Source organism: Moorena sp. SIO4A1 (genome assembly GCF_010672065.1).
Lineage (GTDB): Bacteria > Cyanobacteriota > Cyanobacteriia > Cyanobacteriales > Coleofasciculaceae > Moorena.
On sequence record NZ_JAAHHX010000040.1, the window covers coordinates 1 to 23,546 of the forward strand.

At 43.8% G+C, this 23,546-nt stretch carries 20 protein-coding genes and 1 riboswitch; of the genes, 12 read left to right on the forward strand and 8 right to left on the reverse strand.

Features of this window, described 5'->3' with window-relative positions:
- Positions 1-555: 555 nt before the first annotated feature.
- A complete protein-coding gene (locus F6K53_RS23325) occupies positions 556-711 on the forward strand; it encodes a hypothetical protein (protein WP_293020951.1) in 156 nt (51 codons plus the stop codon).
- Positions 712-804: 93 nt separating this feature from the next.
- On the opposite strand, the gene thiC is transcribed toward F6K53_RS23325, so the two are convergent.
- Both thiC and ftsH3 read right to left on the reverse strand, forming a co-directional pair.
- Positions 805-2,178, reverse strand: coding sequence for a phosphomethylpyrimidine synthase (gene thiC, locus F6K53_RS23330; protein WP_071102233.1), 1,374 nt, complete (start codon positions 2,176-2,178; stop codon positions 805-807).
- Between the two features lie 6 nt (positions 2,179-2,184).
- Positions 2,185-2,281, reverse strand: a riboswitch (TPP riboswitch).
- Positions 2,282-2,568: 287 nt separating this feature from the next.
- A complete protein-coding gene (gene ftsH3 / locus F6K53_RS23335; protein WP_293039526.1) occupies positions 2,569-4,410 on the reverse strand; it encodes an ATP-dependent zinc metalloprotease FtsH3 in 1,842 nt (613 codons plus the stop codon).
- Positions 4,411-4,654: 244 nt separating this feature from the next.
- Between ftsH3 and F6K53_RS23340 the strand changes: the two genes are divergently transcribed.
- The 4 genes from F6K53_RS23340 to mtnB all read left to right on the forward strand — a co-directional run bounded on the left by F6K53_RS23340 (position 4,655) and on the right by mtnB (position 7,914).
- Positions 4,655-5,209: an acireductone dioxygenase gene (locus tag F6K53_RS23340; protein WP_293072038.1), complete on the forward strand. Its 555-nt coding sequence runs from the start codon at positions 4,655-4,657 to the stop codon at positions 5,207-5,209.
- A gap of 28 nt (positions 5,210-5,237) precedes the next feature.
- Positions 5,238-6,326, forward strand: a complete 1,089-nt coding sequence (locus F6K53_RS23345; RefSeq protein WP_293082347.1) for a RuBisCO large subunit C-terminal-like domain-containing protein — start codon at positions 5,238-5,240, stop codon at positions 6,324-6,326.
- 255 nt (positions 6,327-6,581) lie between these two features.
- Complete coding sequence (locus F6K53_RS23350) at positions 6,582-7,238, forward strand: HAD-IB family phosphatase (protein WP_075895812.1); 657 nt, start codon at positions 6,582-6,584, stop codon at positions 7,236-7,238.
- On the forward strand, positions 7,231-7,914 hold the full coding sequence (gene mtnB, locus F6K53_RS23355) for a methylthioribulose 1-phosphate dehydratase (RefSeq protein WP_293039550.1): 684 nt from the start codon (positions 7,231-7,233) through the stop codon (positions 7,912-7,914). The genes F6K53_RS23350 and mtnB overlap by 8 nt, the downstream gene beginning before the upstream one ends.
- A 54-nt stretch (positions 7,915-7,968) precedes the next feature.
- On the opposite strand, the gene F6K53_RS23360 is transcribed toward mtnB, so the two are convergent.
- Positions 7,969-9,063: a calcium/sodium antiporter gene (locus F6K53_RS23360; protein ID WP_293039531.1), complete on the reverse strand. Its 1,095-nt coding sequence runs from the start codon at positions 9,061-9,063 to the stop codon at positions 7,969-7,971.
- A gap of 417 nt (positions 9,064-9,480) precedes the next feature.
- Complete coding sequence (locus tag F6K53_RS23365) at positions 9,481-9,723, reverse strand: glycosyl hydrolase family 28-related protein (protein ID WP_293039533.1); 243 nt, start codon at positions 9,721-9,723, stop codon at positions 9,481-9,483.
- A gap of 645 nt (positions 9,724-10,368) precedes the next feature.
- Here F6K53_RS23365 and rfbF point away from each other — a divergent pair.
- The 6 genes from rfbF to F6K53_RS23395 all read left to right on the forward strand — a co-directional run bounded on the left by rfbF (position 10,369) and on the right by F6K53_RS23395 (position 18,014).
- Positions 10,369-11,220, forward strand: a complete 852-nt coding sequence (gene rfbF / locus F6K53_RS23370) for a glucose-1-phosphate cytidylyltransferase (protein WP_293082350.1) — start codon at positions 10,369-10,371, stop codon at positions 11,218-11,220.
- The gene (locus tag F6K53_RS23375) at positions 11,144-12,208 is read left to right on the forward strand and encodes an SDR family oxidoreductase (RefSeq protein WP_293082353.1); all 1,065 of its coding nucleotides are present in this window, start codon (positions 11,144-11,146) and stop codon (positions 12,206-12,208) included. The genes rfbF and F6K53_RS23375 overlap by 77 nt, the downstream gene beginning before the upstream one ends.
- 227 nt (positions 12,209-12,435) lie before the next feature.
- Positions 12,436-13,665, forward strand: coding sequence for a class I SAM-dependent methyltransferase (locus F6K53_RS23380; protein ID WP_293082356.1), 1,230 nt, complete (start codon positions 12,436-12,438; stop codon positions 13,663-13,665).
- Positions 13,666-13,708: 43 nt separating this feature from the next.
- Positions 13,709-14,938 (forward strand): class I SAM-dependent methyltransferase, encoded by a 1,230-nt coding sequence (locus F6K53_RS23385; RefSeq protein ID WP_293069286.1) that lies wholly within the window; start codon positions 13,709-13,711, stop codon positions 14,936-14,938.
- A 576-nt stretch (positions 14,939-15,514) separates the two neighbouring features.
- Positions 15,515-16,723 (forward strand): L-2-hydroxyglutarate oxidase, encoded by a 1,209-nt coding sequence (gene lhgO, locus F6K53_RS23390; protein WP_293069284.1) that lies wholly within the window; start codon positions 15,515-15,517, stop codon positions 16,721-16,723.
- Between the two features lie 103 nt (positions 16,724-16,826).
- Positions 16,827-18,014 (forward strand): class I SAM-dependent methyltransferase, encoded by a 1,188-nt coding sequence (locus F6K53_RS23395; RefSeq protein ID WP_293069282.1) that lies wholly within the window; start codon positions 16,827-16,829, stop codon positions 18,012-18,014.
- 95 nt (positions 18,015-18,109) lie between these two features.
- On the opposite strand, the gene thiS is transcribed toward F6K53_RS23395, so the two are convergent.
- Entirely contained in the window at positions 18,110-18,334 is a 225-nt protein-coding gene (thiS, locus tag F6K53_RS23400; protein ID WP_075895832.1) for a sulfur carrier protein ThiS, read from the reverse strand.
- An 86-nt stretch (positions 18,335-18,420) separates the two neighbouring features.
- A complete protein-coding gene (locus tag F6K53_RS23405; protein WP_293039545.1) occupies positions 18,421-19,503 on the reverse strand; it encodes a thiamine phosphate synthase in 1,083 nt (360 codons plus the stop codon).
- Positions 19,504-19,708: 205 nt separating this feature from the next.
- Here F6K53_RS23405 and F6K53_RS23410 point away from each other — a divergent pair, with 205 nt between their 5' ends.
- Positions 19,709-21,922: a DUF1565 domain-containing protein gene (locus tag F6K53_RS23410; RefSeq protein WP_293082359.1), complete on the forward strand. Its 2,214-nt coding sequence runs from the start codon at positions 19,709-19,711 to the stop codon at positions 21,920-21,922.
- A gap of 78 nt (positions 21,923-22,000) precedes the next feature.
- Here the strand turns inward: F6K53_RS23410 and F6K53_RS23415 are convergent, their stop codons facing one another.
- Both F6K53_RS23415 and F6K53_RS23420 read right to left on the reverse strand, forming a co-directional pair.
- Entirely contained in the window at positions 22,001-22,612 is a 612-nt protein-coding gene (locus F6K53_RS23415; RefSeq protein WP_293022029.1) for an alpha/beta hydrolase, read from the reverse strand.
- A gap of 199 nt (positions 22,613-22,811) precedes the next feature.
- Positions 22,812-23,441: a Crp/Fnr family transcriptional regulator gene (locus tag F6K53_RS23420; RefSeq protein ID WP_293069278.1), complete on the reverse strand. Its 630-nt coding sequence runs from the start codon at positions 23,439-23,441 to the stop codon at positions 22,812-22,814.
- Between the last annotated feature and the right edge of the window lie 105 nt (positions 23,442-23,546).

Here is a 23,546-nt window from a genome sequence, read left to right on the forward strand (position 1 = left end):
TCAATGCACTAATCCTGATTCTAGGAACTAGCCTTTGCTCAAGGAGAAGCTGGGTAGAAAAAAACCAAACCAGGAGCTTGGGTTTTGTCATTATTGTCAGCTTGGGGTTTGGGTTGATTGCCTATGGTATAATTCCAGGGTAAACGCATCTAAATTTGTATCAAAATTAACAGTTAAAAATTAAACAATAGTATCAAAAATCTAGAATTACCCGGTTGATTCTCAATAAGCGCCACTTATTCTCAATTATAGCAGTCGCCAGGGCAGTTAGGACATGACAAAAGTCTCAAACCTAAGTAAGCGCAAGAGTTTGACTTCTGACTTCTGACTTCTGACTTCTGACTTCTGCTATATTGGCTGTGTTATCCAAGGTCGATTTGAGAGTACTCTACATTCTGGTTTCGTACGGAAATCCGACTTTGATTCTTGTTTAAAGTCAGCGGAAAATTTGTTGACTTTGAACAAAAAAAACTGCTTTTAGGATGGGATTTATTCGAATTTAACAAAAAATTGAGTTAATCATTTTTTTTTCTGTTACCATTTATATCAAATAAGATGCGTTTACCCTGGCTTTTCTATTGCTTCTTGCCTATTCCCTATTCCCAATTGCGTATTCCTTATTGCGTATTCCCTATTTCCTATTTGGTATTTCCTATTCCCGATTCCCGATTCCCGATTCCCGATTCCCGATTCCCGATTCCCAGCCCGTAGCGCTCTAATAGGTAAGTGGCAGTAAAAGTCAAAAAAAACCGGCTTCTGCTAGGAAACCGGGTTTTTAAAACGTTTAGCTTATTGATAATTGAATTAGCTTTGATGGGCAGGTTCTTTGGCCAAGAACTTCTCTAGTTCAGTCAAGGCATCAGCATCAACTTTAGTTTGCATGGGGCAGAACTTTGGTCCACACATGGAACAAAACTCTGCTGTCTTATAGATATCTGCTGGCAGGGTTTCATCATGGTATTCCCGAGCTCGTTCGGGGTCAAGGGAAAGTTCAAACTGGCGGTTCCAGTCGAAGTTGTAGCGAGCAATTGAGAGTTGATCATCCCGGTCTCGTGCTCCTGGACGATGCCTGGCAATATCCGCCGCATGAGCAGCAATTTTGTAGGCAATCAAGCCATTGCGCACATCCTCAGCATCGGGCAGTCCCAAATGTTCTTTCGGGGTTACATAGCAAAGCATGGCGGTACCGTACCAGCCAGCCAAAGCTGCACCAATGGCGGAGGTGATATGGTCATATCCAGGAGCAATGTCTGTCACGAGTGGTCCTAGAACATAGAAAGGTGCTTCTGAACACTCTTCCATCTGCTTTTTGACATTGAACTCAATTTGATCCATTGGCACATGACCAGGTCCTTCTACCATCACCTGTACATCATGTTCCCAAGCACGACGAGTCAACTGCCCCAATGTTTTCAATTCTGCTAACTGCGCTTGATCAGATGCATCATGGGTACAGCCAGGACGCAGGGAATCCCCTAAGCTGAAGGAGACATCGTATTTCTTGAAAATCTCGATAATGTCGTCAAAGTGGGTATAGAGGGGATTTTGCTTGTGGTGATGGAGCATCCACTTGGCCAGGATCCCACCACCACGAGAAACAATGCCGGTTAGCCGGTTTCTGACCAAAGGCAGATGTTCAATTAAGATGCCAGCGTGGATGGTTTGATAGTCAACTCCTTGCTGAGCGTGCTTCTCAATGATGTGGAGAAAGTCATCGGCAGTAAGGTTTTCCACTTTGCCGTGGACACTCTCCAAGGTTTGGTACACTGGTACTGTGCCAATGGGTACGGGTGAGGCATTAATGATGGCGGAACGAATCTCATCCAAGTTGCCACCACCTGTAGACAAGTCCATTACGGTATCGGCCCCGTACTTCACTGCCAAGTTAACCTTCTCTAGCTCTTCATCAATATTAGAAGAGTTGGGGGAGGCACCGATATTGGCATTCACCTTACATTTGGAGGCGATACCAATACACATTGGCTCTAGGTTAGTGTGGTTGATATTGGCGGGGATAATCATTCGCCCCCGTGCCACTTCATCTTTGATCAGCTCAACGGGAAGGTTTTCCCGCTGGGCTACGTAGTGCATCTCTTCTGTCAGAAGACCCTGGCGAGCATAGTACATTTGAGTCACATTGCTCTGACCACGGCGCTTGGCAACCCATTCAATACGCATATTTAATTTCCTCGATGACAGCTTCCCTCCGCCGGTATTAACCGGACTCAGGTTCTAAGGGTGTAATCTCAGCCTGGTTGCTCAGGCACCCCTAGCTTTGGTTTGATTATACTATCACAAATAAAATCAGTCGGATTATAGGATCGCCCTCCTTGGGATTGATTCACAAGTGGGTAATCTATAGAATTCAAGATTATTGAGATTAGCTTATGGAATTTTGAACCGGAATAGTTATATCGTTATGCTTGTTTAAGATTTAATCTCAAAATAATACAGGACAGTGCTTAGTTACACTGTCCTGTTGCTGTATCCTGTTACGGATGATTAATAGCTAGAGGCTATTGTATTCACCATTGTATTTACCTAGGTGATTGCCCAAATCGCCTTGTTTTAAAGAGCGATCGCAGCCATCTTGACATCGTTAGTGCTTAGAATCTCTTGGAGTTCCTCAGCATCTACGGTTTCTTTATCAATCAGCATTTCAGCAAGCTTATCGAGGATGTGCTTATTGCCAAGAATTACATTCTTAGCCCGTTCGTAGGCTTCATCAACTAGCTTGCGAACCTCTTCATCAATGGTTGATGCTGTGGCATCTGAGAAATCCCGGTCTGAGGCAATATCCCGACCTAGGAACATACTGCCATTCTGCCGTCCTAGGGCTACTGGGCCAAGGCGATCGCTCATACCATAGCGCATCACCATCTGCCGTGCCACCCGAGTCACCTGTTGCAAGTCATTGGAAGCACCTGTGGTCACTTCTTCTTCACCGAAGATAATTTCTTCAGCAATCCGACCACCTAAGGCCACTGCCATCTGATTTTGCAGGTAAGAGCGGGAAAACATGCCTGAATCCATCCGGTCTTCGCTAGGGGTGAACCAAGTCAAACCACCAGCACGACCCCGAGGAATAATGCTAATTTTCTGCACTGGGTCATAATCAGGCATTAAGGCACCCACAAGGGCGTGACCTGCTTCGTGAAACGCTACTAGGGTTTTGCGTTTCTCGCTCATTACCCGGTCTTTCTTCTCTGGCCCTGCAAGTACCCGGTCAATGGCATCATTCACCTCATCCATAGAGATTTCGGTTAAGTTGCGACGGGCTGCCAAAATTGCTGCTTCATTGAGCAAGTTGGATAAATCTGCTCCGGTGAAACCAGGGGTCCGACGGGCAATCTTCTCGAGATCCACATCTTTGGCGAGGGTTTTACCACGAGCATGAACGTTGAGAATTTCCAAACGTCCGGAATAATCAGGACGGTCTACTACTACCTGTCGATCAAAACGACCAGGGCGTAGTAGGGCAGCATCAAGAACATCTGGGCGGTTGGTAGCAGCAATAATAATAATACCGGTATTACCTTCAAACCCATCCATTTCAGTCAGCAACTGGTTGAGGGTTTGCTCCCGTTCATCATTACCACCGCCTAAACCGGCACCCCGCTGACGTCCGACAGCATCGATTTCATCAATGAATACAATACATGGAGCATTGTTCTTGGCTTGCTCAAATAGGTCTCGCACCCGAGAAGCACCAACCCCTACGAACATCTCGACAAACTCAGAACCAGAGATGGAGAAAAAGGGAACACCTGCTTCCCCAGCTACTGCACGAGCTAAGAGAGTTTTACCGGTTCCTGGAGGTCCGACGAGTAGGACTCCCTTGGGAATTTTAGCCCCAATAGCAGTGAAGCGGTCAGCATTTTTGAGGAAGTCTACTACTTCGTTAAGCTCTAGCTTGGCTTGCTCAATACCTGCCACATCCCCAAAAGTTACCTGAGTTTGGGGTTCCATTTGGACTCTAGCCTTGGACTTGCCAAAGTTCATGGCCTGGGAACCTGGACCATTCTGGGCACGCCGCAGTAATAGAAACAATCCCACCAATAGCAGAATTGGGAAGAAGAAGCTGCTTAAGGTCTTGAACCAGAAGCCTTCATCACTCTGGGGTAGAACTGAAATATCTACACCGTTATTATTCAGAAGGTTGATTAGTTGTGGGTCATTGGGGAGATTGACCTCTACCTGACGACCATCTTGAGCGATCGCGATCGCTTTACTGCGGTCAGCACTGATTCTAACGGTTTCCACCTTGCCGCTCTCGACTTTGCTAATCAGCTCGTCGTACCGCCACGTATCTCGACTTGGGGACGGTTTGTCCAAAAATGCTGTACCAAGGGCGATCACCACTATGGCTAGGAGTGCATACAGCCCTGCGTTTCTCCACTTTTTATTCACTCGTTGTTACCTCCATAGATTCGAGGATGTGGCAAATATAGAATTTAGCTTCTTATATTAATTTATGTTAACCTTTCTGAGGAAAACTGGGCGGACTTTATCCTAAAACAGCCTTTCTGGAAGCGTTTTATGCCTTGTGATGCCTAAAAATAGTGTTTCGATGGCTGGTGTGGGTTGACCTAGAGCAATGCTTAATATTATAATTTGAGACTTTGGATACCGAACAGCCAAAAGGAGGGACATGATGGCGGTTTTGCGACTTGAAGATGGTACAACCTATACCGAGCTAAGTGATATTGCCGGAGAATTAGCACCTCTGAAGGTTGAGCTAAATCACTGGTCTGTAGGGGACAACCCAGAAATTCACAGGCTTCTAGAGCAAGACACCCTTAGTGATATTGAAAAGGAAACAGTACTCCAAGCTTTAGATAGCTACTTTGAACAACTTAAGGAAACCGCTGGCTATCAATCCCGTGACTTAATCGTACTGTATCCAGACATACCTAATCTTGATGCCCTCCTTTCCAAATTTAAGGATTGTCACTACCATACTGACGATGAAGTGCGCTACATAATTGCAGGAGTTGGGGTTTTTGGGTTTGTACGTCCTGATGGCAGCCAAATGGAGTTGACTGTGCAGCCCGAGGAGTACATTAATGTGCCAGCGAATACTGAACATTGGTTTTATCTGACACCATCACGACGGGTTAAAGCTGTGCGCTACTTTATCACTACTGAAGGTTGGGTTCCGGTATACACGGGTACGGAAATTCGGATGAAGCCAGTAGTAGCCGTTTGAGAATATCCCAGTTGATAACTTATTTAATATGTCCATTGAAGTTGACTACCGCTTTCCTCCCGGTGTTGATGTGGAAAAACAAGCGAAAGTGATTGCTGTTGGGCAAACCGCAGGCACCTGGAATGCTCGTTTTGCCCATCTCGAAAATGTGTTTCGCTCCCATCTTGGTACTGTTGTTCAAGGTGTCATTAACCCTGATGGTTCTGGTTTGGCTACCATCCGTTTTCCCGAAGCTAATGTGGAAAACGATATCCCTACTCTACTAACCATGATCTTTGGCAAATACTCCATGGCAGGACCAGCTAAAGTGATGGCAGTTCGCTTGCCAGAACACTACGGTAGGCATTCCAAATTCGGAATTACCGGGATTCGGGAAAGACTAGGAGTAGTTGACCGTCCCCTGATTATGGCAATTTTTAAGCCAGCGTTGGGACTCTCAGCGGAAGACCATGGGAAGATTTTACAAGAGGTTGCTGGAGCTGGACTTGACATTATTAAAGATGATGAGATTCTGGGGGATTTGGAGATAGCACCAACCCTGAAACGTCTAGAAGTCTGCCGTAAGGTACTTGATGAAATAAAACAGCAAACTGGGCGCACCGTACTCTATGCCGTTAATGTAACTGGTTCGGCTGACAAATTGCTTGAGAAAGCTCACACCTTGGTAAAGGAAGGGGCAAATGCCCTGCTGCTGAATGTCTTGACCTACGGTTTCTCTGTCTTAGAAGCCCTAGCTGCTGATCCAGAGATTAATGTACCGATTTTTGCCCATCCGGCCTTAGCAGGAGCCCTGTGTGGAGCCCCTAACCACGGGATGGCTTACTCAGTGGTTTTGGGAACCCTGATGGCTCATGGTGGGGCAGATGCGGTGCTATATCCCGCCCATTATGGTAGTTTACCCTTTGACCCAGAGGAAGAAAAGCGAATTCGAGATAGTTTGCGATCGCGTAATGTATTTCCTGTGCCCTCCGCTGGCATTCATGCTGGGATTGTGCCTAAGGTTGTAGCAGATTACGGACAACAGGTCATTCTTAATGCTGGCACTGGCATTATGGATCATCCCGATGGTCCTGCTGGTGGCGTTAAAGCATTTTTTGAAGCCATACATTCATTATGAGGTAATCGGGTAATCAGGTTATGGGGTAATGACAAGATAGTGTTTTTCATAATAATGAGATACATTATTGTTTCTTTACCATAGTCCGTAATCTTTACTACGTAATACTTACTTCCATTAACTCCAAGGACGTAAGTACCTCACAGTTTTGAAAAATACTATAGTAATGCATATAGTAATACTATTGATCGTGAACATATCATCAACAGCGACAGTTCTTACTCAGAACTCAGCACTCTTAGACTAAATACTATTGTGAATCGAGTTGTATTCTGCGACTTCGACGGTACCATTACCGCCGTTGAAACCTTTGTGGGCATGCTCAAACACTTTGCTCCCGAGTTGTCCGCCCAAATTATGCCCCAGCTGTACAGTATGAAGCTGACTCTGAGGGAAGGTGTGCGCCAGATGTTAGAGTCAATTCCTTCAGCTAGCTATCCTGACATTATTGCCTACGCTCAATCCAAACCGATTCGGCCTGGTTTAGAGCAATTGTTAGACTTTCTTGATACTCAAAATGTCCCTTTCATTGTCGTTTCCGGTGGTTTGCGCTGCATGGTGGAAACGGTTCTCAGTCAGGGAAGCACGGGGAAAAAATCCTTACTTGAGCGGGTAGCAGCTATTTATGCTGTTGATGTGGAAACTACCGGGGATTTTCTAAAGGTAACCTCTGAGTTTGAAGGAGAGACAGAACTTGTGTCTAAAGTGCGGGTGATGGCACAACACCCGGCTCAAGAGCAGATCGCCATTGGCGATTCGGTAACGGACTTGAATATGAGCCTGAAAGCCCCGGTAGTATTCGCCCGCGATCGCCTCAGCAAATACCTGGAGGAGCGCCAAAAGCCCTACATTCCGTGGGATGATTTTTTTGATGTACAACAAAAGCTATCCCAGCGGTGGAACAATGGTTAATCATGGCTCCTCAATCCGAAATCACCACCAATTACTATCAGCTATTGATCCAAGACCAACCTTAATTACTGCTGCTAGTCACTTCTATCAATTAGGTTGGATGGTGGGGACAGCCGGTAACCTCTCTGCTAAACAGCCCGATGGCAGCTTCTGGATTACTGCGAGTGGATGCCATAAAGGGCAGCTAGGCAGCAAAGACTTTATTCGCATAGCCACTGATGGCACAGTAGTAGAAAAACCATCACCTGAATCTCGTCCTTCAGCTGAAACAAGCATTCATCAAAGTATCTACTCTTTATTCCCAGATGCTAAAGCCTGTTATCATATTCACACCATTGAGTCGAATTTAGTTTCTGGCTTCACTAAAGACGATACCCTGCCTTTGCCGCCGCTAGAAATGCTTAAGGGCTTTGGAGTACGGGAGGAGAACCCTAAAGTCACGGTACCAGTATTTGTCAACCATCTAGATGTTTCTCGCATTAGTAGTGAGATATGCGATCGCTTTCAGGCTGCATCGCCATCAGTCAATATCCTATTAATTCGGAACCACGGTATAACTGTTTGGGCGTCTTCCACCGAACGTGCCCAGATCTACTTGGAGTTAGCTGATTATATTTTTCGATACATGGTAGCTGCTCGACAAATTGAGCTTAGCACTACCTCAATCAAGAATTAACAAATACAATTGCTGAATTGCTCAATCGGAACAATTCAGCAATTCGGCAATTATTCAACCAGACTTGATGCTAGTCCGTATACTGCCCATCACCAAAATGACTAGGGTAACTATCGTTAGAGGTACGACAAATGTCATCATGATAGTACTAAATTGTGATAAAGCTTGGTGTTGTGTGGCGTTTAGGAACAAATACAAGGTATAGGCACCGTAATAGCTTAAAAAGAGAAATCCCTCCCACCGGGAAATTTGATAGCCAGTAAAGAAAATTGGCAGACAAGCCACCGCTACTGCAATCATTACTGGAATGTCGAAGTTTAGGGCAGGAGTTGACACCTGTATACCATCAGGCACAATCAAGCTACACATCCCCAGCACCAACAGGATATTAAAAATATTGCTGCCAATAGCGTTACCTACGGCAAGATCTCGCTCACCACGGACACTGGCAATAATGGAGGTGGCAATTTCTGGAAGAGAGGTGCCAACAGCGATAATGGTTAAGCCAATAATTAACTCGCTCCAGCCAAACATCTTGGCCATAGCAATAGCCCCATTAATCAGCCAGCGGGAACCTAGTACTAACATTCCTAAGCCGAAAAAAATCAGCCCTAACTGAGTAACTATCTTTTTAAGGCTAGTACGAGACTGGCGAGATTTGGTTTGAGGGGTATCGTGGTCTCGGATTTCCTGATTTTCCTTGCGACTCTGAATAATGGTGAATAAACTATATGCGATCGCGCCAGCCAACAGGATGCTGCCATCGACTCTACCCAGTTGGCCATCCAAGCTCATAAACAAGAGTAGGAATGATATGCCAATCATCAAAGGTACATCTAATCGCACCAACTGCCGGGATACAACCAAAGGTAACATAGTTGCCGATATTCCCAAGATTAGCAAAATATTGGCAATGTTGCTGCCAACAATGTTACCAAGGGCAATATCCGCTTGTCCGTCATAACTCGACTGCAATGCTACGGCTAATTCTGGGGCACTGGTGCAGTAAGCGACTATAGTCAGCCCAATCACTAAGGGGGAGACACCTGCTACCAACGCCAACTGTGATGCGCCCTTCACCAAGATTTCCGCCCCAACAACTAAAAGTACAAAGCCAGCAATAAATAAAATGAGAGTGATTATGTTCATTGGCTGTGTGTGAGTAAGTCATTGAGGACGAGTTTACTTCATCAAGCATGAAAGTTGCTATAACCTCGACTTAGCCCTTATAATTATTACCTAGGGTTTATTGAAACGGCAAACAACTCAACAATAACACAGATAAAGCGAATTTTTTCCTGTGTTTATCCAGGTTTAGTTTTAGTTCTTAACCTAATAATTTATTTGCTAACTGTTTCATATTATTTTTATCAACAAACTCTCTAAAAACAGTTGCTTTAAAGACAGATAGATAAAAGGCGGCATGGTACTGTAGTAGCGGTTCGAGAGTCTACTTGGCTCTTGAACTAGCCCATACAACCATTCTAAGCCGATTCCCTGGGCTGCTAAGGATTACCAAAACCTTTGGCTTTCTCCTGAAGCTTGCTCATAGTCTTGTCAGTGCCTTCACCCTGCCAAGTCAGAAATGCCCAAACACACGCTTCTGATTCTTCCACTCAATTGAATCACTAACCAAATAGGTTCCTGTTGGAACAGGGTGTAATGTTTCGTGAGATTATCCTGAACTGCTAGGCGAATGGCAACTGTGTCATCGGTAATACCATCACCTTTGGCACCGTAATCCCGCACATTCACCATGTTCGCATCCAAAGGATAGAGGGGATTCGTTGCTACTGAAGAACTGACCAAGGTGGAAAAGCTAGCAGGTAAGCCCGATCACCAATAGTAGGCTGCACAGGCTTAGGGAGAAGAGCATGAGCTTAGCTAGGTGCAGAGGAATGCCTACTAGATTTTTAAGTCTTTGGAATTGATATTTATACTTGATATGTATAATAAACAACATTTAAATAATTGTTTTTGCAAAACCTTTACTGATCATCCAGTGGTAGCAGTTCTTAGTTAATCGTGTTTTTAGCATTTTTAAAATACCACTTGATGTCAAAAAAATCACAATATTTAATATTTAATTAATTAATTTTTGTTAAATTTAATTCAAGCCAATCTGGCAACAGATCTAAGTACAACTTGGGTTTAATTGAAAATACTGAATGATATCAAGTCCGGTTAATTACTTTGCCAATAATCCCTGAATTTTTGGTAATGCGTAATGGGTGATGATTCATCATCAACTAGCAATTAGTAATTACTAACTACCAACTAATAATTACTAATTACCAATTACCAATTACCCTCAGGAATTATGATCATTATTTAACCGAATTTTATAGGATACATCGATAGGTTTATTGATGACTGAATTCATAAATATATGATTGAGTTTAAGTAAAACCTGTTAGTAATTTTGTTGTTAGTGATTTTGGTCTCAACAGTCATATGAAAGTAGCAATTCTTGCCGGGGGGCTCGGTACTCGTCTAGCGGAAGAAACCGACACAAAACCAAAGCCAATGGTAGCAATCGGAGGGCGACCAATCCTCTGGCATATCATGATGCATTATTACCATTATGGCTTCCAAGATTTTGTGATTGGCCTAGGTTATAAGGCAGAAGTTATTAAAAAATACATGGTGGACTATTGTTCACTTAATAGTAACTTAACGGTCAACCTTAACAATGGCAAAGTCATCCAGCACGGTGCTGCAGCACCGGATTGGACAGTTGATTTAATTGATACTGGTATTTACACCAATACAGGCGGTCGGATTAAACGGCTCGCTCCCTACGTAGGCAATCAGACATTTATGCTCACTTGGGGAGATGGAGTTTCTGATGTCAATTTAAATGCGCTCCTGGAATTCCATCGCTCTCATGGCAAATTAGCTACCTTAACTGCAGTACGTCCACCTGCACGTTTTGGTTACTTAGACCTAGATGGAAACCAGATTACGGAATTCTCTGAAAAGCCTCAAACCAGAGAAGGCTGGATCAACGGTGCTTTCTTTGTTTTAGAACCCGGAGTTTTTGATTATATCGATGGCGATGACACCCAGTGGGAAAAAGCACCACTGGAGCGACTCGCCAAAGATGGGCAACTGATGGCCTATCACCACACTTCATTCTGGCAATGCATGGATACCTTGCGCGACAAGCGCAGGTTAGAAAGTCTGTGGAACAGTGGCAATGCACCTTGGAAAATTTGGGAGGAAAATAATGCGAGTATTAGTAACTGGTCACAAGGGCTACATCGGCACAGTCATGGTGCCAATGCTATTAGCTCAAGGGTATGATGTATTTGGTCTTGATAGCGACTTATTTGAAAAGAGTACTTTTGGTGAAGGAATTCGAAAAATTCCAGAGCTAAAAAAGGATATCCGTGACGTTACGGCAACAGAACTAGAAGGATTTGATGCTCTAATCCACTTAGCAGGGCTTTCCAACGATCCTCTGGGGAATCTGAATCCTGACTTAACCTATGAGATCAATCATGCTGCTTCAGTTCATTTGGCTAAGTTAGCCAAAGCGGCAGGCATCGAGCGCTTCGTATTCTCATCGTCCTGTAGTAACTATGGTGCTGGTGGTGATGACTGGTTGACTGAGGAATCATCCTTCAACCCTGTCACTCCTTACGGCATTTCTAAAGTTCGTGTCGAGCAAGATGTTACTCAGTTAGCGGACGATAACTTTAGTCCTACGTTTCTGCGGAATGCTACGGCTTACGGTGTTTCGCCGCGTTTGCGCTTTGATTTAGTACTCAATAACTTGGTCGCTTGGGCATTTACCACGGGTCAAGTGTATATCAAGAGCGATGGCACCCCTTGGCGTCCCATTGTCCATATTGAAGATATTTCTCAAGCTTTTATTGCAGTGTTGGAAGCACCTCGTGAGGTGGTACACAATCAAGCGTTTAATGTGGGACGGAATGAGGACAACTATCGCATTCGAGAGTTAGCCGAAATTGTCAAAGAAACAGTCCCAGGCTGCGAAATTGAATACGCTAAAGATGCTGGACCGGATAAGCGCTGTTATCGCGTTGATTGTAGTAGGATCATTCAGACATTACCCGAATTCAAACCCCAATGGAATGCCCGTCGGGGAGCTCAAGAACTCTACCAGGCTTATCAAACTGTAGGCTTAACCTTGGAAGAGTTTGAAGGACCAAGGTATCAGCGTATTGCTCACATCAAACAATTACTTAGCACTGGAAGATTAGATCAAACCCTGCGTTGGCGTACCCAGCTACCTACATCTCCTAAAATACAACCCATGAGTGTTTAGGAGTTGTTGGGTAATCGGTAATCGGTAATCGGTAATCCTACTCTAATTACCAATTACCAATTACCAAAAGGGCGGAAAAATTTGTTGCAGTCACCCTGGAGAATTAGTTGACTTTAATAAAAAGTTTACTTTGCTATTGTTATGAATATTTTTTTGTTGCTGATTAACCGTTAATTGCCAACAGTTTACAGTTAACAATTAACAGTCATATTTTTTTTAAAATAATAATGTCTAATTCAATGCCTATTTGCCGTGCTAACAGCACTGATGACTTAGAGTTAATTATTTCCTTCGGTTACACCCCATTAGCTGATGGATTACTTACTAAAAACCAGTTAGATAAACCTGAATATACTGCTCCATTGGATCTGGCGTTTTCTCCTAGCAGTGGTTTAGTCCAAATCACCGAAAGTGTCCCCCCGGAAATACTATTTTGTCGAGACTACCCCTATTTTTCTTCTGTATCAAAATCGTTAATAAAACACTTTGTAGATAGTGCCAAAGCCATCATTGAGTCAAGACAACTCAACAGCAACAGTCTAGTGATTGAAGCAGCTAGTAATGATGGCTATATGCTCAAGAACTTTGTTGAAAAAGGAATTCCAGTGCTGGGAATTGACCCAGCCTCTGGACCTGCGGAAGCTGCCCAAAAAGCAGGTATTCCTACTCTTTGTACATTCTTTACCAAAGATTTGGCAATAGAGCTACACTCTGAAGGACGGAAAGCTGATGTTTTTCTTGCTAACAATGTCTTGGCTCATGTGCCAGATCTGAATGGCTTTGTAGCAGGAATTGGGGTTCTGCTGAAAGAGACTGGTGTAGCAGTGATTGAAGTCCCCTATGTGGTTGACTTGGTAGATCACTGTGAATTTGACACTATCTACCATCAGCACTTATGTTATTTTTCAGTAACTGCTTTGGATCGGTTGTTTAGGAAACATGGTTTATTCCTAAATGACATCCAACGTACTCCAATCCATGGAGGTTCGTTACGGCTCTTTGTGGAGCCTAAGGAACAGGTTAAGGAATCCGTAAAATCTCTATTAGCAGAAGAAGTAGCGCGGGGAGTTGACCGCATTGATTACTATCGTGATTTTGCTAACCGTGTTCAGGAAATTAAGCTTTCTTTACTAGATATCCTCTGGGATTTGAAGAAACAGGGTAAAAAGGTGGCAGCCTATGGAGCAGCAGCTAAAGCAACTACTCTGCTAAGTTATTTTGGAATTAATAAAACCTTGGTAGATTATGTAGTCGATTTAAATCCGTTCAAACATGGTCGCTACATGGGCATTAATCATTTACCGATTTTCCCACCATCAAAACTATTAGAGGATAAACCAGATTATGTCTTGCTGCTAGCTTGGAATTTTGCTGATGAGATTTTGCAGCAACAGGAAGAGTATCGACAACAAGGAGGTAAATTTATTATTCCGATTCCACAACCAAAGATTGTTTAGAGTGTATGGTTTACGGTCAAGCAAGAGAGTAAAGTTACTCAAAATGATACAACAAGCATTGTCCAAAAATTTTGCTCACACACAACCGATTTCATTATCAGAACATATTTGTCCCAACTGTGGACACCAAGGATTGTCCCTATTTTATGAAGTACACAACGTACCAGTTCACAGTTGCTTAATGATGTCAACCCAGGAAGCAGCTCTAGACTTCCCTTGCGGTGATGTGGTTTTGGGGTTTTGTGAAGACTGCGGCTTTATCACTAATGTTTCCTTTGACCCCAGGTGGTCAGCTTACGCCCCCAATTATGAAGACCAACAGAGTTTTTCTCCAACCTTCAATCAGTTTGCCCTTGATCTAGCCAATCATCTGATCGACAAATACGACCTTCATGACAAAGACATTATAGAGATTGGTTGTAGCAAAGGAGATTTTCTCTTGCTGCTGTGCGAATTAGGTAATAATCGTGGTGTTGGTATTGACCCATCTGCTGTAGTAGGACGAGTTCAAAGTGAAGCCGCTGACCGGGTCACCTTTATTAAAGACTATTACTCAGAGCGCTATGCTGAGTATGTAGGTGATTTTATCTGTTGTCGCCATACCCTAGAGCATATTTATCCTACCGCTGAGTTTATTAGTACCGTGCGCCGCTCCATTGGCGATCGCCTCAATACTGTTGTGGTCTTTGAGATCCCAGATACCATACGAGTACTCAAAGACTTAGCTTTTGAAGACATTTACTACGAACACTGCTCCTATTTCACCCCTGGATCCCTAGCGCGATTATTCCGCAACTGTGGTTTTGAAGTGACTGACCTGTATCGAGCTTATGGTGAACAATATCTGTTAATTGAAACCCGACCTGTCACCATCCCATCTGACAAAGTACATCCTCTGGAAGAGAGTCTGGAGGAAGTGACCCAGCATGTCAAACACTTCACCAACGAGATTAGCAAGAAGCTGGAGAATTGGAAGCAGCACTTAGAGCAGATGCATGCTCAAGGCAAGCGTGTTGTAGTTTGGGGTTCGGGTTCCAAATGTGTGGCTTTTCTAACCACTCTTGATACCACAGACAAAATTGAATACGTGGTAGACATTAATCCCCATCGTCATGGGAAATTTATCCCTGGCGTTGGTAAACAAATTATGGCACCAGAGTTTTTAAAGGAATACAGACCTGATCAGGTGATTGTCATGAATTCGATATATTGTCATGAAATTCAGCAAATGTTGGATAAGATGGGAGTAACTACAGAGGTAATATCTCTATAAATATCAGTCATGAGTTATGAGTTATGAGTCATGAGTCAAAAATTAAAGACTTATGACTCATAAATTGTTTACTGGAGTTGTTTAGGTGTACTTGGGAACTATGTTTTTTCTGCACAGACTTGGAAAAAATTTTTCCATCAGAAAGCACCCAGCAAAGTTTAGCAATAACCGAAGGATTGGATTCTTGCGGGGGAAAGAGTATTTGTCATTTGTCATTGTTTATTATTTGGTCGCCCCTTCAGGCCAAAATTGCAAATATACCAATAAGTTTTATGGTAAAAAAAAGTATGGTAAGTGAATAGGCTTACCAATTTTTTTTGATGATTAATTAATTGTTTATAGCGGTTTATCCTCCAATAAGGAGGTAGACCATAAGTCTCAATGAAAACATTTTTAGCTTCAAAATGTACCTCACCATACAAAAAAACACTATATTCTCCATTATTATACCTTTCTCAGGGATACGGTTAACTTTTAATATTCAACATTCAACATTCAACTTTGAACATTCAACATTCAACATTCAACATTCAACATTTAAAGTTAAAATTAATAGTTTCAGTAATAAAAATAACCATGTACGACTTGGCGATTATTGGAGGAGGAATCATTGGCTTATCCACAGCCATGGCATTGGGTCAACGTTATCCAGATGCCAAAATTATGGTACTGGAAAAAGAGAGCAGTTGGGCGGCTCACCAAACTGGCAATAACAGTGGTGTGATTCATTCTGGAATATACTACAAACCAGGGAGTTTCAAGGCTAGATTTTGTTACGAAGGAAATCGCTCGATGGTGGCATTCTGCCAAAAGCATGGCATTGATTATGACATCTGTGGCAAAGTAATTGTAGCAACTGAACCAGAAGAACTACCATTACTGGATACTCTTTACCAAAGGGGTTTGGAAAATGGTATAGAGATTGCCAAGATTACTGGTGAAGAGGTTAAGGAAATTGAACCCCATGTCCGTTGTTTAGCTGGAATTCGAGTTTATTCGACTGGGATTGTAAACTACAAGCAGGTCTGTGAAAAATACGTTGAACTGGTTCGTGTCCAGGGAGGGGATTTACGTCTCAATAGTAAGGTTGAAAAGATCCTGGAAACTGGGGATGGTCTAGTGCTGGAAACCAACAATGGTAACTATCCCACTCGCTTTGTGATCAACTGTGCTGGACTACATAGCGATCGCATTGCTAAGTTGGGTGATGCTGAGCCTCCAGCTAAAATCGTTCCTTTCCGGGGTGAGTACTATGAACTCAAGCCAGAGAAACGCTACCTAGTCAAGCACTTAATTTATCCAGTTCCTAATCCAAATTTTCCTTTCCTAGGGGTTCATTTCACCCGCATGATTGATGGCAGTGTCCATGCTGGACCCAATGCTGTACTCAGTTTCAAGCGGGAAGGTTATCGAAAGACTGATTTTGACCTGCGAGATTTTGTGGAGGTCATGACCTATCCCGGTTTCTGGAAACTAGCTGTCAAACATGGAGACGCAGGAATTCAGGAAATCATCCGCTCCTTCAGTAAAGCTGCCTTTGTTAAGAGTTTGCAACGGCTGATTCCTGAAATCCAAGCAGATGACTTAGTTCCCACCCATGCTGGGGTCAGAGCTCAAGCCTTAAAAAATGATGGCAAGTTGGTGGATGATTTTTTAATTGTCAATAGTCCTAAAGCAATGCATGTGTGTAACGCTCCCTCTCCTGGTGCTACGGCTTCTTTGGAGATTGGTAATGCGATCGCTAGTGAGATCCCGACACTGAAAACTCTCGAAAGGGTGATCTGACCCAAGTTTCCTTAAAAGCTATCAGCCGTCAGCTATCAGCCGTCAGCTGATAGCTGATTATTTGTACTTTCCCTGTACTAGTCTCATGGAGTGAAAACTTGAAATGAACACCTTATCTAACCACAACTGTCCTGTATGTGCCTCTGCCGATTTAGAGGTGTTTTTTGAAATGTTGGCGGTGCCAGTGTACTGTAATCTCCTGTGGCGATCGCGTCAAACTGCTCAAAACTGTTCCAAGGGAGATATCAAACTAGGGTTCTGTCCTAGCTGTGGTTTTATTAGCAACCTAGCGTTTGACCCTACTAAATTAGGTTATTCCCAGGACTATGAAAACTCCTTACATTACTCTGCCCGATTTCAGGACTATGCCCAATCCCTTGCCGCTGGATTAGTGAAGCGCCACCATCTCTACAATAAAGACATTATTGAAATTGGTTGTGGCAAAGGGGATTTTCTGATAAGTCTGTGTGAACTAGGTAATAACCGAGGAGTAGGTTTTGACCCCAGCTATGTTCCTAGGTCAGAGCATCAACAACTCCAGACTCAAGTCAAGTTTGTTCAAGATTTCTATTCACAGCTTTACCAAGAGTATCAAGCCGATCTAATTTGTTGTCGGCACACCCTAGAGCACATTTCCAATCCCGCAGATTTGCTCAAGCCACTACGACAGGCGATCGGTTCTCGCCTTAATACCATTGTTTTGTTTGAAGTCCCCAACGCCTTAGATACCTTTCGCCATTTAGCAGTGTGGGACATTATCTATGAACACTGCTGCTATTTCGCCCCCACTTCTCTAGGGCAAGCTTTTGTCAATGCTGGGTTTCAAGTTAGTGAAATCAAGGAGGCGTTTGGTGGTCAGTTCCTGTGCCTGGAAGCAAAGCCAGTGCATGGGGAAATCCCGAACAGCTATGGAAAACCGGATGAAATCGAGGTATTGACTCGCGATATTGCCAGCTTTACCGCTAGGTTTCAGGAGAAGTTAGAAAGCTGGCAGCACAAACTGACAACCATCGCTCAAACTGATAAAAAAGCCGTAGCATGGGGTGCTGGCTCAAAAGGGGTTACTTTTTTGAATCTGCTCAAGTGCCAAGATGTGATTGATGACATCGTAGATCTCAATCCCCGCAAACAGGGGAAGTACGTTGCTGGAACAGGACAGGAAATTGTTCCACCAGAATTTCTCCAGGATTACCAACCTGATCTGGTTATTGTGATGAACCCTATCTATGAAGAAGAGATTCGACAGTTATGCAACAATCTAGGTTTAACTCCTGAGCTAATTTGTGTTTGACTGTGTTTTAACCTTGGCTTTGGTGATATCAAGTCCAGTTGAATACCCATGATCAAGAAGATTGATGGGGAGATTTTAAAATATCTCCTTTAAAGTCAACCGCCGCCAACAATTGTGACAATTTCCAGCTGGTCTCCCTCCTGCATTTGAGTCTGGTTCCAAAACTGCCGATGGAGAATTTCACCATTGTATTCTACCGCCACCAGGCGCGGATTTAAGCCTAGCTGTTCTAATAGCTGGGGTAGTTTAGTGTCACAAGAGCAGGTCCGGGATTCACCATTAACTTCAAGGGTAATTTGAGTTGTGTTGTTAGATATCATCAGCTAATATTTACCAGCAAGCTATTCAAAATTAGTCACTATTACTTATTACCTAACATGTCTAACTATTATCTAGTTTTAGGACATTAGGGTTTAGAAACCCCAGCTTCAAGAGATCGAAGAGTGTGCTCTCGTTTGAGCTGGGACAGAAAATATTGAGTAACTAGAGTCGGTTGTTCCGCCTCCATGATCCCCCGCACAACCGCCACTCGTTGAGCTCCTGCATCCAAGACATAGTTTAAATTGTTTGGATCAATTCCCCCAATTGCAAACCATGGAATTGTAGCATGCTCTTTAGCATACTTGACATAATCCAAACCAGCTGCTTGCTTATTGGGTTTAGTAGGGGTTTCATAAACCGGTCCAACACCGATATAATCTGCGCCTTCAGCAATTGCCCGGTGTAGTTCATCAGGGTTAGTAGTCGAGCAACCAATAATACGCTGGGAGCCCAGTAGCTGCCGTGCTAAGGAAATTGGTACATCTTGTTGTCCGATATGAACCCCATCAGCCTCCACTGCCAGAGCTAAATCCACCCGGTCATTCATAATAAACAAAGCACCATAGTGATGGCACAGCTGGCACAATTTCTGAGCATCAGCTAGTTTGTCCCCATCATCTGCTTGTTTTTCCCGGTACTGTACCAAGGTTAGTCCACCTTGGAGGGCAGCCTCTACCTTGGCAAACCACTGGTCTGATAAGGATGTAATCAAGTAGAGATGCGATCGCTCTAGCAACTGATGACGCTGATATCCCAGTAAATTGCTTTCTAGGCTGTAAACCCGATAGCGCATCTGCTTAAAGGCGATCCCCATCTGAGCGTCGTATAGTTTACCATATTCTTCCAACACCCGTAGTGCTTCTTGCACCCGACACAAATTAGCCTGTAAAAGCTGCTGAATGCTGGAACGTCGTTCTTCCTGGGGATGAGTTAGTCCAGTCCCTGGATCCCCTGAGGTATCTCGGAAGATCCTGATTTCCGAGCTGTGCCAACGGGCTAATTCCTGGCGCATTTCCTTGCACTCCCCAGCCATCTGGGCGCTGTTGAGACCAAAGCGGCACCACTCCTCAATAATTCGCAAGCCTTCTCTAGCTCGGTCTAAATTTGCATCCAAAATTCGGCAAATCGCCGCTTTTTGAACCATAATGCCGCTGTCTTGCTCTTCCATTACTAACTACTCCATTATTATCTATCCTAACAGTGGATGGAAAGCTTGTTTCTGTGGTCAGTAACCTTTAGCAACGGACACATTTCAAGTGATAAATGATTACAAATAGATTACAACTATCCTAGTTTATGGATACGATCAAGCTTGACATTCAACTCAACTTTTATGTCAAATTCCATGAACATTGGACTAAAGGAGAACAGCCATGAGTTTGATCATAATTAACACTATAGAATTAACTATTTACCTTCGCTTAGCGTGGCCCAAGGCCAATCCCGTAGCGTGGCCCAAGGCCAATCATTCCCACTGCCATCACCAACATCACCAACATCAGCCTAGACCCTTTGATCTTGGGTTACCAGTAACAACGATTTTGCTGGGATTAACCTTTAGCATCTTCAGCCAAGTTATCCCTTCAAAAATGGTGCCACTAGGATTAGGAGGAACCACAGCTTTAGCCCAATCAACTCAGGATGATCGGGGAATCAAAATGGATTATACCATAGAAAGCAAATTTTTGTTTGTAAACCCAGTTACCGGAAACGACAGTAGTGGTGATGGCACCCAGGATTCACCGTTGAAAACTATCACTCAGGCGCTACAAGCTGCCCAGACCAATACTGTGATTGTACTCTCTAGGGGTATCTACAGCAGTGAAATGGGTGAAACCTTCCCCCTACTTCTGAAACCCGGTATCAAGCTACAGGGCAACCCCCGCACTAGAGGTCACGATGTGGTGATTCGCGGCGGTGGTACCTTTGTTAGTGCCACGGCTGCTAGTCACGATGTCCTAATCGTAGGTGCTGACCAAACGATTATTTCTGGCGTAACCCTTAACAATACTAATCCAGAAGGTTATGGTTTGTGGCTGGAAGTCGGTTCGGTTTTAGTGGAAGACAATACCTTAACTGGGAATAGCAAAAGCGGGATTGCTGTGGAGGGAAATAGTACACCAACAATTCGCAGTAACTACTTCTACAAGAATAAAGGAAATGGGCTCAGCATTTACGGAACCTCAAACACTCAAGTGGATGACAATGTATTTGAAAATAATGACTTAGGAATTCTGATTGCCGAAAACGTTGCACCCCATATCGTTAATAATCGCATCACTGGCAATAAAAATGGGGTAGTGGTTGAAACCAATGCTCAACCATTTTTCCAGAATAACGTCATTGAAAATTCCCAACTGGATGGATTAGTCCTCAAGGTCGGAGCTAATCCGGATTGGGGAAATTCAACAGAATCAACAAACAATACATTAAACAATAAATCAAACAATATATTTCGAGGTAATAGGCGGTTTGACATTAACAATCAGGAGTCTGAGCCTACTCTGATTGCTTTTGGTAATCAGCTAGAAGAGGAAACTAACAGTGAGGTTAATTCAGGGGAGACTGAAAAGGATATCATTCAAGAGTCGGAGGTTGAAACACCAGCTGTTAGTAAACCAGCTGTTAGTAAACCAGCTAGTACACCTGATGCTTCTGACAACCAAGCCGTTGTCATGGCAGAAAACTCTAATCACTCACAGAAGACTACGCCTAATTCTCAGGAGAATCCCACCACCCCCAGCCAAGTCGTCCCATCCCAACCGCCTGCCGAGAAGGAACCGACAAAGGAATCGACATCTGCTGAGGTCTCAGCAGCTTCATTTCCTGTTCCATCAAGTTTGGAGCCTCAGCCATCTACCTCGACTGATAACATCGGCAAAGACGCAGGACTAAATAATTCTGCAAGTACTGAATCTTCTAGACCAGCAGCAAGGTCTCAAACTGAAAGTCAGGAAACCTCTCAAACTCAACAGCCTTCTGATGCTAGCACTCAACGTTCACATTCTGAACCCCTGACACCCCTGACTCTGAAAGTTATTCAAAATCAGGAGCAGTCATCTTTTGAGGAACCAACATCACCACCCAAACCAGGAGAGGATTCTAGCAGTTTTACTCCGGCTTCACCGTCACAGGAAGTGATTGATGCGTCAAGTGACAGGTCAAAACCGACACCAGAAGAACCCTCGACTGAGGACCTGGACGTTATGGTGTCAATGTCTAGTCAGATCAGTACACCGGTTAATCAAAATACTAGTAATCGAAATACTAGTGCTAGCTCTAATTCAGGTAGCTCAATTCCAGTGTTTTCTACAAGTACCCAATCAAACTCTGAACAAAGGGGACCTCAAGGGAATAATCCGACTTCAGCTCTACCCAGTCGGGGTTACCGGATTTTGGTAAATGCTGAGAGTGAGCAGCAACAAAATTTAATGCGATCGCTAATTCCCGATTCTTTCCTGACCTCCTTTGAAGGAAGAACTGTGATGCAAGCGGGATTGTTCACAACCCTCGAAAATATTGATCGGGTTCTTAAATTACTCAGTAGTTATGGTTTGAGCACCACTATTGTGCCTCTGAATTACTGATCAGACCAAGGAGGGAATAATTTTATTTCTATTTTAAAGGGATTCCAGAGAAGTTAGGATATTGACCATCTCTTTTGACTATCTATTGAATAAAATAAATTCCCGGAGCAATTCTAAAAGCTCTGATGAAATCTCATGACCCATATCTAATTCTCTGTACTGCACTGCTGCTCCCAAGTTGAGCAAATAATCTCGTAACCGGTGAGCAGCACTTAAAGGAACAACCGTATCTTGTCTACCATGCACAATTAAAATGGACTGCAACGATGAATCAACCTTTTGAGGGGTTCGATGCATATAGCCACTCAAGGAGGCTAAACCTGCCAGGGGTAAGGTTAACCCTACATCTAGAGCCATTGCCCCACCTTGAGAAAAGCCACACAAAATTGTGGAGGACAGGGGAATACCTGTAAAACCTTGGAGAGAATTGAGCCAGTAGCTCAAGCGCTCTTCGCTTTCTTCTAATCCCCGATAGTCGTCTCTTGCCAAGTCGTACCACATTCTGCCACCAGTTACCTGAGGGTGACTAAAAGGAGCATCGGGAATTAAAAATTGGGTGTTGGGCAAGTTTAACGATGGCACTAGAGATGCCACAGCTTGAGCATTAGCACCCCAACCGTGTAACGCTACGACCAATCGTGCTGGTCGTTGACCGTTTGCTGGTGGAATTGAAATCGCTTCGAGAGACAGGCCTCTTACTCCTGAAGAACACAAGTGATCAGCATTCCAGATAGATGGGCTGAACTAGCGAACATTGACGCTCTCCCCTAGGGAGTGGGTTTGGGGAATTAATCGGGGCTGCAACTAAAATATAAGCCGAATAGCTAACTTACTTTATGGCGCGCTTTTCTGGTTTCAGCCCAAGATATCTGTTAGTCTGAGAATCGTATCACCAATCTGCCACATTTGTAAAGCTGTCGTGCTTTAGGATAATGTGGCGAACGCTATCAACAGTAATGGCTCCCTCATTCTTGAACTTGGTGAGCAGTCGGGTAACTGTAACCCGCGTCGTTCCAATTGCATTGGCTAAATCCTGATGAGTAAGACGCATGCCAATCCGAATCCCTTCTGGTACTGGCTCACCAACTTCCCGTTTTAATAGCAATAGTAAATGTTGTAAGCGTACCTCAACCCGGCGCTGACCCGAGATTGCTAACAGGATCTCTGTCTGTCGCATCCGACGCACTAGTTGGGGTAATATAGTCTGAGCTATATAGGGAGAATTGTTGATTTCAGCTAAAGAATACCATTTGAGACGGACATCAGTTAGGGCGATTGCCTGATAACTTGACAGGACAGAAAACCAATTACCAAAGAATGCAGAAGACTCTGCCCAACCCAACCATATCTCCTCCCCTTCTGGGGAAAGGGTACTCAGCTGGACTCGGCCCTCGTCTACCTCCCAAACACCCTGTGCTACTAGAGGGATCTGCTCACCCCTAGCGTAGAAATGCAATCGGCGTTTAACCTTTGGCTCTTGCTGCTTTCTCTCTAGAATTGCTCTCGAAAATTGGTGCATAGGGGCAACAAGGCGTGGATACTTTCCCTACCTTAAGGCAATAAGGTAAAGGGTCGGTAATCAAGAGATTAAGCCATTATACAAATGAGGTATTAATAATAGAAG